Source organism: Mesorhizobium sp. WSM4810, assembly GCF_055811235.1.
Map to the genome: position 1 here is coordinate 47,463 of NZ_JBVVQV010000018.1, position 11,372 is coordinate 58,834.

An 11,372-nucleotide genomic window follows, 5' to 3' on the forward strand; every position below is an offset into this window, starting at 1 on the left:
CCCCCCCGGCCCCCCCCCGCCCCCCCGCCGCGCCCGCGCCCTCCCCCCCCCCCCCCCCCCCCCCCCGGGGCCGCCCCCCCCCCCCCCCCCCCCCCCCCCCGGGGGGGGGGGGCCGGCCCCCCCCCCCCCCCCCCCCGCGGGGCCCCCCCGGGGGGGGCCCCCCCCCCCCCCCCCTCGACCCGGGCCATATCATCAATTTCAACGCTGAAGGGGGACGGAGTGACTGCCGCCGCCATTCTTGAAATCCGCGACATCTCGAAATCGTTCGGCGCCATCAAAGCGCTGACCGGGGTCGATTTCACGCTGCAGCGCGGCGAAATTCATGCGCTGTGCGGCGAGAACGGTGCGGGCAAGTCCACGCTGATGAATATCATCGCCGGCATTGTGCAACCCGACGAAGGCGCCATTCGTCTCGAAGGCAAGAACGTCACCATCACATCGCCATCCGCCGCGCAGCGGCTTGGCATAGGCCTCGTCCATCAGGAAATCGCGCTCTGCCAGGATGCCACGGTGGCCGAGAATATCCTCATGGCGGCCGTCAACAATCGGCGCGCGCCGCTGATGAATTTTCGCCGGCTCTACGCCGATGCGCAGAAGATAATGGACCTGCTGGCACCGATCCCGGTCGAGACGCCAGTCGCCGATCTTTCTATTTCCAACCAGCAACTCGTGGAAATCGCCAAGGCGCTGACGCTCGAATGCCGGGTGCTGATGCTCGACGAGCCGACGGCCGCGCTGACCGAGACCGAGGCGCAGCGCCTTTTCGCAATCGTCCGCGATCTCAAGGCGCGCGGAATTTCAATCATCTACATCAGCCATCGCATGGCGGAGATCTTCAGCCTGTGCGACCGCGTCACGGTGTTTCGTGACGGCAGATACGTAGCAACCGATTCTATCGCTTCGGTCACTCCCAATGATGTCGTGCGCAAGATGGTCGGGCGCGAAATCACGCAGCTTTATCCCGAAAAGCTCTCGCCTGAACGGCGTACCGACCGCCCTGTGCTGTCGGTCGAAAATCTCTCCTATCGACAGGGTTCCGCTGGCGTCAGTTTCACGCTTCGAGCAGGCGAAATTCTTGGCGTTGGCGGGTTGATTGGCGCCGGTCGCAGCGAGATGGTCCAGACCGTTTGCGGCTTGCGCCCGAAAGTGTCGGGATCGGTCGAACTCAACGGCGAGCCGATCAGCATCAGGACCTACAGCGATGCGGTGCGCGCAGGCCTGGTCTACCTCTCGGAGGACCGCAAGGCGTCCGGCCTGTTCCTCGACCTGTCGGTTGCATCCAATATCTCCGCGCTCGACCTTCGGAAGCTGACCACGCCGCTTGGGCTGCTCGATCGCCGCGCCGAGGCAAAGCAAGCCACCGACCTGGTCGTGCGCCACAATGTGCGCATGGGCGGCATAGAGACACAGGTGTCGACGCTCAGCGGTGGCAACCAGCAGAAAGTCGCCATCGCCAGGCTTCTTTCGGTCGGCCCCAAGGTGGTCATTCTGGACGAGCCCACACGCGGGGTCGATGTCGGCGCCAAAGTGGAAATTCATCGCCTGCTTCGCGATCTCGCCGAGCGGGGCGTCGGCGTCATCGTGATTTCATCCGAGCTTCCGGAATTGATCGGACTGAGCGACCGGGTGCTTGTCATACACGAAGGTGCCATCTTCGGCGAACTGGGGGCTGACGAATTGACCGAAGAGGCAATCATGCTGCTGGCTTCGGGTCTCCGGCAGCAACGATCAAACGCAAGGCAGGTTCAGAATGTCGCTTAGACAGACCGGAGGAACCCTCATGGACGCTGAAATCAAGGCGAGCGCCCCCGGGCTTGGCGGGCGCAACTGGCTGCGTCTTGGGTCGATGCGCGAGGCGGGGCTGATCGCTATCATGCTGGCGCTGTGCATCGCCATGACATTCGCTTCGCCGCATTTCCTGACTTGGGGAAATTTCCGCGCCATGCTGATGAGCTTCTCGATTGAAGGCATCGTCGTGGTCGGCATGACGATACTCCTCATCGTCGGCGGCATCGACCTTTCCGTCGGGTCGGTGGTCTGCTTCTCCATGGTCGTGTCAGGCGCTCTGTTCCTGATGGGTCTGGACCCGTGGACCGCGAGCCTCATCGGCATAGGCGCCAGCGCGCTGATCGGCGCGGTGATGGGCTTCTTCGTGACCGTTATCGGGCTCAATCACTTCATCACATCGCTGGCGGCGATGGTGATCGTGCGCGGTCTCTGTCTTGTCATCACCAAGGGAACCCCGCTGTCGCTGTTCACCCTGCCGCCCGGGTTCAAGGCGATCGGCCAGGGCAGCTTCGGCAATGTGCCTTATGTCATCGTCATCTTTGTTGTGGTCGTGGCCATATTCGATTTTCTGCTTCGGCGTGCCACGGCCTTCCGCAAGGTCTTTTATACCGGCAGCAACGAGAAGGCGGCCCAATTTTCAGGCATCAAGACCAAGCAGGTCAAATTCTGGGTCACGGTTCTCTGCTCCACCCTCGCGGGCTTTGCCGGCATCATCTATATGTCACGCTTTGGCGCTGCGACCCCGACCTTCGGCGCTGGCATGGAGCTCAACATCATCGCCGCGGCGGTGATTGGCGGAGCATCGCTCAATGGCGGCTCGGGCACCATTTTCGGCGCCATACTGGGCATGGCGCTGCTCTCGGTCGTCACAAGCTCGCTGATCCTGCTCGACGTTTCCGTCTATTGGCAGGACATGATCAAGGGATGCATCCTGCTCGCGGCGGTATCGATCGACCACTTCCTGCACCGCAGGAAGTCCTGAGCAGCAGCGCGAGAGTTGAGCATCCATCATGTCACCACCCAATTCGCGGGACGACGTCACGATCGTCCGCCAGATGTATCAGGCGCTTGTGCTTCATTACATGGAAGCCAAGACGCAGGCGGAAATCGCCAAGGAGCTCGGCATCTCGCATGCGACCGTCAACCGCCTCATCAAACGCGGTCATCAACTCGGGCTTGTCGAGATCAAGATCAAGTCGCCGGTCGAGCAACTGATCGACATCGAGGCGCGACTTGTCGCGATCGGCGGACTCCAAAGGGCCGTCGTCGTTCCCTCCGTTTCGGACAATCCGCAGACTGCGCTTCAGCGTGTCGGTGAGGCCGCAGCCAGGCTGGTGCTCGAGACGATCAAGGACGGCGACACGATTTCCATCACCGGGGGCAAGGGGGTGAGTGCCGTCGTCGCCGGCCTCAAGCCGAGCCGCAGCTACGACGTCGAGGTTGTTCCCGCGACCGGCCTGGTCCAGGGCAAGCATTACACCGACGTCAATCATGTCGCGTCTCTGATGGCCGACAAACTCGGCGGGCGCGCCTATCAGATTCACGCACCGCTGTTTGCCGACAGCCCGGCCCAACGTGACATGCTGATGGGCGTCCGGGCCGTTTCGGACGTCTTCAACAAGGCGCGCGAAGCAACGCTTGCGGTCGTCGGCATCGGCTCCATCCTGGCTGACGATTCGAGCTACTACGATCTGCACCCGTCCTCGAGCGCCGACCGGCTGGCCATCGAGCGCTCGGGCGCGGCGGGCGAGCTGCTCGCCCATCTCATAGACGGCGACGGCAAGCTCGCGGACTACAGCCTCAACCGCTCACTGGTCTCGCTGACGCTCGAGGAATTCGCGACCATTCCGCAGTCGATCGGGGTCGCAAGCGGCGCCAGCAAGGTGGTCCCGATCCTCAGTGCCATGCGCGGCTCTCACCTAGACACTCTCGTCACCGACGAAACCACCGGCTTGAAGATCCTCGAGCTCGCCGAAGGAAATGCAGCATGAATACTCGACAAATCACCCGCTCAATCGGCAAGTCCGGCGTTGTCGCTTCGGCGGTGGGACTCGGCACCTGGGCCATCGGCGGCTGGATGTGGGGTGGCACGGATGAAGCAGAATCGATCGCCGCCATCCAGGCGTCCTTCGATGCCGGCGTTTCGCTGATCGACACCGCGCCGGCTTACGGTCTTGGCCGCAGCGAAGAGATCGTCGGCAAGGCCATCAAGGGCCGGCGCGACCGCGCGGTCATCGCCAGCAAATGCGGCCTCAACTGGCATTCGAAAAAGGGCAACCACTTCTTCGATCAGGATGGAACGCCGGTGAACCGATATCTGGGCGCCGACGGCATCGCTTATGAAGTGGAACAGAGCCTGCGGCGGCTCGGCACCGACTATATCGATCTCTACATCACCCACTGGCAGGACCCGACGACACCCATTGCCGAAACAATGGAAGCGCTCGAACGCCTCAAATCCGCTGGCAAGATCCGCGCCATCGGCGCCAGCAATCTCAATGCTGCCGAGCTGCAGCAGTATGTCGCCGCTGGCCAGCTCGACGCGATCCAGGAAAGATATTCGATGCTGGATCGCGACATCGAGCAGACATTGCTGCCGATCGCGCGCCAGCATCAAGTTGCAGCACTCAGTTATTCGTCGCTTGCACTCGGCCTGCTCTCAGGCGCCATCGATCCGGCGCGCGAGTTCAGCGGCGACGACCAGCGCAAAGACAATCCGCGCTTCTCTCAGGCTAACCGGCGCAAGGTAGCCGCGTTGAAACATGCCCTGACCCCGGTCGCTGAGATCCACCAGGCAAGCATGGCGCAGATCGTCATCGCCTGGACGCTGGCGCAACCCGGCATAACCTTCGCGTTGTGTGGAGCGCGAAAGGCCACGCAGGCGCTCGACAACGCCAGGGCAGGGGAGATTTTACTGAGCGCGGCGGAACTGGGGACGATCGATGCGGCGGTGGCCGGGCATCTCGTAGCGATAGACGCGTGATCGAAAGCGCGTCCTGAGATGAATCGCATCCAGACGATCGCCGGCTTGCGCGAGAACCCCGATGTTGACGTCCTCGTGATAGGCGGCGGCATCAACGGCATCAGCGTGTTTCGCGAGCTCGCTTTGCAGGGCGTCGATGTCCTGCTCGCCGAAAAGGGCGATTATTGTGGCGGCGCCAGCGCAGCCCTCTCGCGCATGGTTCATGGCGGCTTGCGCTACCTTGAAAACGGCGAGTTCAAGCTGGTTCGCGAATCTCTGCTCGAACGCGATCGGCTATTGAAGAACGCGCCGCATTACGTTGCGCCACTGCCAACCACAGTGCCTATCTTCGACCTGTTCTCAGGCATGGCAAATGGCGCGTTCCGCTTCCTTGGGCTAAGCCGTCGTCCCGGTCGGCGCGGCGCATTGGTCATCAAGACCGGCTTGGCGATGTATGATTTCTTCACCGCCGCACGGCGTATCGTCCCGACGCACAAGTTCAGGAGCCGCGCTGAAACACTTGAGGTCTGGCCCGCAATAAACCCTGCTGTCCGCAATTCGGCGACATATTTTGACGCCTGGGTCAGCCACCCCGAGCGGCTGGGTACCGAGATGCTGCGCGACACCATGAACGAAAAGCCATCGGCTCGAGCGCTCAACTATGCACGCGTATCGCTCGGTGACGCGGGCCTTGCGCTTAACGACGGACTGTCTGGCGAAACGCTCGCCGTGAAGCCGCGGCTCGTCGTCAACGCCACAGGCGGCTGGATCGACCTGACCAATTCGGCGATCGGAGCCGTTGCGCCGAAGCTGATGGGCGGCACCAAAGGTTCGCATTTGATCGTCGACAGTCTCGAGCTTCACGACGCGCTCGACGGCCACATGATCTATTACGAGAACGAGGACGGCCGGATCTGCATCCTGTTCCCCTATCTCGGCAATGTGCTGGTCGGCTCGACGGATATCCGTGCCGACGATCCCGACCAGGCGCGCTGCGAGGACGACGAGCGGCAATACATCCGGCAGTCCGTGTCCTTCGTGTTTCCCGGGATCGAGATCACTGATACCGACATCGTCTTTCAGTTCACCGGGGTGAGGCCGCTACCGATAAGCCGGGACAGTTTTACCGGGCGCATTCCCCGCGATCATTTCTGCGAGCTCATCGAGGGCGCCGGTATGGTGCCGCCGACGCTGTGCATGATCGGCGGGAAATGGACCACCTTCCGGTCGTTCGGCGAACTGGCAGCGGATATCGTGCTCGAGCGATTGTGCCGACAGCGCATCGTCGGCACCGAAAACATGCCCATCGGCGGCGGCCGGCATTTTCCCATGGCCCCCGAAAAATGGTGCGCAGAACGCGCGGCGGCGCATGGCCTGTCGCTTGACCGTATGCGCAGCCTGTTCGAGCGCTACGGCACCGTGGCGGATGCCGTCGCCGCTTTTTTGGCAGCGGGACAGGATGAGCTCTTGCCTGGCAGCGACTACTCGGTCCGGGAGATTCAGTATCTCATCGCCAATGAATATGTCGAGCAGTTGGAGGACCTGCTGCTCCGCCGCACGACAATTGCCATCACCGGTGCTCTCTCTTGCGACCTTCTCGATGCGGTTCTCGATATTCTCGCAGTCGAAAAGAGCTGGGACGCTGCGCGCAAGACATTCGAGCGCACCGATTTCCTCGCCCTGCTGCAGCGCCAGCACGGCGTCGATCTCGACCAGCTATCGCAAAAAGACCAAGGAAGGAGCGCCGAATGCGCATCAACAAGAAAGTCCGCATGAACCGGCTGTTCGGCGGGGCGCGTTGTCTCGACGTCGCAATCGACCATGGCGTATGCAACGAGCCGTCGTTCCTGGAGGGGCTGGAGGATATGGCCAGCGTCGTCGGCCAGCTGGTCGCCGCGGGGCCGGACGCCATTCAGATGAATTATGGCCAGGCCGATCTGCTGCAGTCCCTGCCCGGCAAGGACAAGCCGGCATTGGTCATGCGCATAGACATGGGCAATCCATACAACAAAACCCGCCATCGCTCGATGTGGGCCATCCTGCAGAACGAAGCCGAGCCGCTGATCGGCGCGCTGGAGATGGACGCGGCCTGCGTGGTCGTCAATCTATTCATGCTGCCCGACGAGCCGGACCTGTTCCGGCAATGCGTCCACAACATTGCCAGGGTTCGCGCCGACTGTGAAAGATATGGCTTGCCGCTGATGATCGAGCCGCTGGCGATGCTGCCCAACTCGGAGCGCGGAGGCTACATGGTCGACGGCGACCCCGAAAAGATTGTCACCCTGACCCGGCTCGCCAGCGAGATGGGCGCCGACATCATCAAGGCGGACCCGACCATCGATCCGAACGACTTCCACCGGGTGGTGGCGGCGGCACGCTGTCCTGTCCTGGTGCGCGGTGGGGGCAGGGAGGATTTGCGCGCCGTCTTCGACAAGTCGGCGGCGCTGATGGCACAAGGCGCGGCAGGCATGGTCTATGGCCGCAACATATACCAGCATTCCAACCCTCGCGCCGTCGTGAGGGGACTGATGGCGATCATCCACGAGAATGCCGATGGCGCGGCGGCCTGGGAGCTCTACCAGCAACAATAGTCTTTGCAGCTTGGGAGGAGCTTCAATGCAGCGATACATTCTTGGTCTCGATGCGGGCAATACCGTCATCAAGGCCATCATCTTCGACACCGCCGGTCGCGAACTCGCACTTGCCGCTCGCGACGGCCGCTCCTGCATGCCAGAGCCCGGCCATGTCGAGCGCGACCTTGGCGAATTGTGGCGCAACGCCGTCGAGGTCATCCGCCAGTGCCTCGACCAGTCGGGCATCGACCCCCGCGACATCGCGGTGATCGGCTGCGCCGGCCACGGCAACGGGCTCTACGCGCTGGACCGCGGCGGCGCCCCGTTGCTCGGCATCCAGTCGCTCGACACGCGCGGCGTCGGCATCGTCAGCGAATGGGCGGCCGCAGGCGTTGGCGACCGGACCTATATCCACTGCCTGCAACGGCCCTGGGCGGCGCAGACGCCGACTCTGCTGGCGTGGCTCAAGCGCCATGACCCGGCACTTTTTGCCAAAATAGGCACCGTCTTCCTGTGCAAGGATTTTATCGTCAACCGCCTCACCGGCGCGCGCTCGACCGAGACCTCGGATATGTCGGGCTGCGGGCTATTGCACATGCCCGGCCGGCGCTACGAGCCTGAGTTGCTGGCCGCCTACGGTCTCGACGATTGCATGGAACTGCTGCCGGATGTGCTGGAAGCCTCCGACATCGCCGGCCATGTCACGCGCGATGTCGCCGCTGCCACCGGCCTTCTTGCGGGCACGCCTGTGGTGGCCGGCCTGTTCGACGTCGTCGCCAGCGCCATCGGTTCGGGCGTCACCAGCACCGGCGCAGCCTCGATCATTGCCGGCACCTGGAGCATCAACCAGGTTATCACCCAGGAGCCGATCCGCGATCCGTCGATCTTCATGCTGTCGACGTTCGATCCGGTGCGCTACCTCGCCATCGAATCGAGCGCCACTTCGGCCGCAAATCTCGAGTGGATCGTGCGTGAGTTCTTCGAGCATGCGCCCCCGGCAGGCGCATCGCCATTCGAGATCTGCAGCGAGCTTGTTGCTTCCGTCGATCCCGCGGGAGACATGCCGATCTACCACCCATTCCTTTACGGCTCGCAGCAGAATGGCAAGGCGCGTGCCGGTTTCTACGGCATCGCCGGCTGGCACACGCGGGCTCATATGCTGCGCGCACTGTTCGAGGGCGTCGTCTTCGAGCACCGGCGCCATGTCGAGACGTTGCGTCGAGCGGGAGCCATAGTCAGCCAGGCGGTTCTTTCGGGCGGCGGCTCGCGCAGCGCCGTTTGGCCGCAGATATTCGCAGATGTGCTGGACGTGCCGGTGACCGTGGCGCGCAGCCGTGAGACAGGTGCGCTGGGAGCTGCGATTGCAGCCGGGACAGGCGTCGGCTTATTTGCCGACTTCTCTGCGGGCGCCGCCGCGATGACCGCGCCCGACCGATGCTACCAGCCCAATTGCGCGATCGCACCGGTCTACGAGCGGCGCTATCGTCTCTATGGTGAGATCAACAAGGCCATGGGTCCGCTATGGGACAGGATGGCAAGCCAACGGACGTCCAATTGACACAGACCGCTGCCGATTTTGGACAGTACGACTTCATCATCGTCGGCGCGGGTTCAGCCGGCTGCGTGCTGGCCAACAGACTGTCGGCCAATCCAGGCATGCGCGTGCTACTTCTGGAAGCCGGCGGCAGCGACCGCTACCACTGGGTCAACATTCCCATCGGCTATCTCTACTGCATGGGCAACCCGCGCACCGATTGGCTGATGAAGACCGAGCCGGAGCCCGGGCTGAACGGTCGTGCGCTCAACTATCCGCGCGGCAAGCTTCTGGGCGGCTGCTCGTCGATCAACGGCATGATCTACATGCGCGGCCAGGCGGCCGACTATGATGGCTGGCGGCAAGCCGGAAATCTCGGTTGGGGTTGGGATGACGTGCTTCCGTATTTCCGCAAGTCCGAGGACCATTTTGGTGGCGCCAACGACCTTCACGGCGCCGGTGGCGAATGGCGCGTCGAGCGCCAGCGCCTGTCGTGGCCAATCCTGGATGCCTTCCGCGATGCTGCCGAGGAACTCGGCATCCCCCGGACCGAGGATTTCAACGGCGGGACCAACGAAGGGTCGGGCTATTTCGAGGTCAACCAGAGGAAAGGCGTGCGCTGGAATACCTCTAAGGCGTTCCTGCGCAGCGCGCTGCGACGGCCGAATTTGCGCGTCGTCACCGGCGCCGAGACCGAGATGCTGGATTTCGACGGAGCTTGCGTCACCGGCGTTGTCTTTCGCATGGGCGGCCAACTGCATCGTGCGCGGGCAGGGGAGACGATCCTTGCCGCCGGCGCGATCAATTCGCCGAAGCTGCTCGAGCTTTCCGGCGTCGGCCGACCTGCCGTGCTTGGCGCAGCAGGAATCCCGGTTCGCCACGCGCTGGAAGGCGTCGGCGAGAATTTGCAGGATCATCTGCAGATCCGCACAGTCTTCAAGGTCGCCAACGCCTCGACGCTAAACCAGCGCTACCACAATCTGTTCAGCCGTGCGGCTATGGGCGTCGAATACGCTATCCGTCGCAGCGGACCGCTGTCGATGGCGCCGAGCCAGCTTGGTATCTTCGCCAGGAGCGACCCACGCCTGGAGACGCCCGATCTCGAATACCATGTCCAGCCGTTGAGCACTGACCGGCTGGGCGAGCCGCTGCATCGCTTCCCCGCGGTCACGGTTTCGGTCTGCAATCTCAGACCGGAAAGCCGCGGCACCGTCCACATGGAGGCGTCCGATCCGCAGGCGGCTCCGAAGATCCGGCCGAACTATTTGTCTACCGAGGGAGACAGGACTGCGGCTGTGGCATCGCTCCGCCACGTCCGCCGCTTGATGAAGGCGCGCGCCATTGCCCGTTACGCGCCTGAGGAAATGCTGCCCGGCGCACATTATGAAAGCGACGAAGATCTCGTCCGCAAGGCCGGCGATATCGGCACGACGATTTTCCACCCGGTCGGCACCTGCAAGATGGGCGCAGGCTCGACGGCAGTGGTCGACGGCCGGCTGCGGGTGCACGGCATTTCTGGCCTGCGCGTCGTCGATGCTTCGATCATGCCGGCGATCGTTTCCGGCAACACCAACTCTCCAGTGGTCATGATCGCGGAGAAGGCATCGGAAATGATCTTGCAGGACGCCAACCAGGAGAAATAATCCTCGGCGCATGGAGCGACCGACGCCGGCAGCGCCGAGGAGCTTTACTGCGGCTTTGTCGCGCAGATCGCGAAGCGATGCTGAGTGGCGCGTTCGAGCGCCTTGGGCCAACTCATCCGTCGAGCCTGGGCACGATGGATCGCGCCCAGTTTCCAGTCGACGACAGGTTGATCGAACCCGGCTTCGGCCAGCAAGCGAACAATCTCTTCCGCCCGTGCGCCGCCTGAGAAATAGACACGAGCAAGAACATTCCGGTGGCGTCTGGCCATGGCGGCGCCGTCATCGTCCGAGACCTGGGACTTGCCGGCCGTGAGCTTCTCCCAAAGTTCCCGCATACGCGTCGCCCAGTTGCGGCTGACAAAATCGCCGTCGATGACCAGCAGCCTGCCGGCGGGCTTCAGCAGCGAGAACCATTCGGCAAAGGCCGCCTTCGGATCGAGCAGCGTCCAGACCAGGTGACGGGTGACGATGACATCGTAGCTCGCTTTGTCCTCGAGCGTCCGTTCTGCATCCCTCATGATGAAGCGGATATCGGCGCCGCGTTTTTGTGCCTTGGCGCGCGCCTTGGCAAGCATGGCTTCCGACCAGTCGAGGCCTGTCACCACAAAGCCCAGATCGTGCATCAGATGCGAAATGACGCCAGTCCCGCAGGCGAGATCCAGAGACGCCCGCCCGGCGCCTGGCCCAATGTGCCTGGTTATGAGCGCGTGCCAGGCGGCACGCTCCTGCTCGGAAAAAATCTCGTGGCCGACCTGCAGGTCGAATGTCTCGGCGCGGTCGGACCAATAGTCCCGAATCTCGTCGCGCAGCGAATAGTTTGCGTGAGCCGTCATTGCCCGAAACGCACTCCCCAAAGCGGCTACATTGGAATT

The 11,372-nt window shown here is 63.1% G+C and carries 9 protein-coding genes; 8 read left to right on the forward strand and 1 reads right to left on the reverse strand.

Features of this window, described 5'->3' with window-relative positions:
- The first annotated feature begins 219 nt into the window (after positions 1–219).
- Genes AC0L3O_RS23435 through AC0L3O_RS23470 form a run of 8 tightly spaced genes read left to right on the forward strand, consistent with a single transcriptional unit; the run spans position 220 to position 10,500 of the window.
- Positions 220–1,761: a sugar ABC transporter ATP-binding protein gene (locus tag AC0L3O_RS23435; RefSeq protein WP_473616752.1), complete on the forward strand. Its 1,542-nt coding sequence runs from the start codon at positions 220–222 to the stop codon at positions 1,759–1,761.
- 19 nt (positions 1,762–1,780) lie between these two features.
- The gene (locus tag AC0L3O_RS23440) at positions 1,781–2,770 is read left to right on the forward strand and encodes an ABC transporter permease (RefSeq protein ID WP_128172110.1); all 990 of its coding nucleotides are present in this window, start codon (positions 1,781–1,783) and stop codon (positions 2,768–2,770) included.
- Between the two features lie 28 nt (positions 2,771–2,798).
- Positions 2,799–3,779: a sugar-binding transcriptional regulator gene (locus tag AC0L3O_RS23445; RefSeq protein WP_128167893.1), complete on the forward strand. Its 981-nt coding sequence runs from the start codon at positions 2,799–2,801 to the stop codon at positions 3,777–3,779.
- Complete coding sequence (locus AC0L3O_RS23450; RefSeq protein WP_473616753.1) at positions 3,776–4,771, forward strand: aldo/keto reductase; 996 nt, start codon at positions 3,776–3,778, stop codon at positions 4,769–4,771. Before AC0L3O_RS23445 ends, AC0L3O_RS23450 begins: the two co-directional genes overlap by 4 nt.
- 18 nt (positions 4,772–4,789) lie before the next feature.
- Positions 4,790–6,526: a glycerol-3-phosphate dehydrogenase/oxidase gene (locus tag AC0L3O_RS23455; RefSeq protein ID WP_473616755.1), complete on the forward strand. Its 1,737-nt coding sequence runs from the start codon at positions 4,790–4,792 to the stop codon at positions 6,524–6,526.
- Positions 6,499–7,341 carry a class I fructose-bisphosphate aldolase gene (locus tag AC0L3O_RS23460; protein WP_473616756.1) on the forward strand — a complete coding sequence of 281 codons (843 nt, stop codon included), beginning with the start codon at positions 6,499–6,501 and terminating at the stop codon, positions 7,339–7,341. Before AC0L3O_RS23455 ends, AC0L3O_RS23460 begins: the two co-directional genes overlap by 28 nt.
- Positions 7,342–7,366: 25 nt before the next feature.
- A complete protein-coding gene (locus AC0L3O_RS23465; protein ID WP_473616757.1) occupies positions 7,367–8,881 on the forward strand; it encodes an FGGY-family carbohydrate kinase in 1,515 nt (504 codons plus the stop codon).
- Complete coding sequence (locus AC0L3O_RS23470) at positions 8,878–10,500, forward strand: GMC family oxidoreductase (protein WP_473530587.1); 1,623 nt, start codon at positions 8,878–8,880, stop codon at positions 10,498–10,500. The genes AC0L3O_RS23465 and AC0L3O_RS23470 overlap by 4 nt, the downstream gene beginning before the upstream one ends.
- Before the next feature lie 44 nt (positions 10,501–10,544).
- Here the strand turns inward: AC0L3O_RS23470 and AC0L3O_RS23475 are convergent, their stop codons facing one another.
- Positions 10,545–11,333: a class I SAM-dependent methyltransferase gene (locus AC0L3O_RS23475; RefSeq protein WP_473616759.1), complete on the reverse strand. Its 789-nt coding sequence runs from the start codon at positions 11,331–11,333 to the stop codon at positions 10,545–10,547.
- Positions 11,334–11,372 lie beyond the last annotated feature (39 nt).

Coding starts and splice junctions, on each gene's coding strand:
- AC0L3O_RS23440 (WP_128172110.1), top strand. CDS start 1,781: ATGGACGCTGAAATCAAGGCGAGCGCCCCCGGGCTTGGCGGGCGCAAC.
- AC0L3O_RS23445 (WP_128167893.1), top strand. CDS start 2,799: ATGTCACCACCCAATTCGCGGGACGACGTCACGATCGTCCGCCAGATG.
- AC0L3O_RS23450 (WP_473616753.1), top strand. CDS start 3,776: ATGAATACTCGACAAATCACCCGCTCAATCGGCAAGTCCGGCGTTGTC.
- AC0L3O_RS23455 (WP_473616755.1), top strand. CDS start 4,790: ATGAATCGCATCCAGACGATCGCCGGCTTGCGCGAGAACCCCGATGTT.
- AC0L3O_RS23460 (WP_473616756.1), top strand. CDS start 6,499: ATGCGCATCAACAAGAAAGTCCGCATGAACCGGCTGTTCGGCGGGGCG.
- AC0L3O_RS23465 (WP_473616757.1), top strand. CDS start 7,367: ATGCAGCGATACATTCTTGGTCTCGATGCGGGCAATACCGTCATCAAG.
- AC0L3O_RS23475 (WP_473616759.1), bottom strand. CDS start 11,333: ATGACGGCTCACGCAAACTATTCGCTGCGCGACGAGATTCGGGACTAT.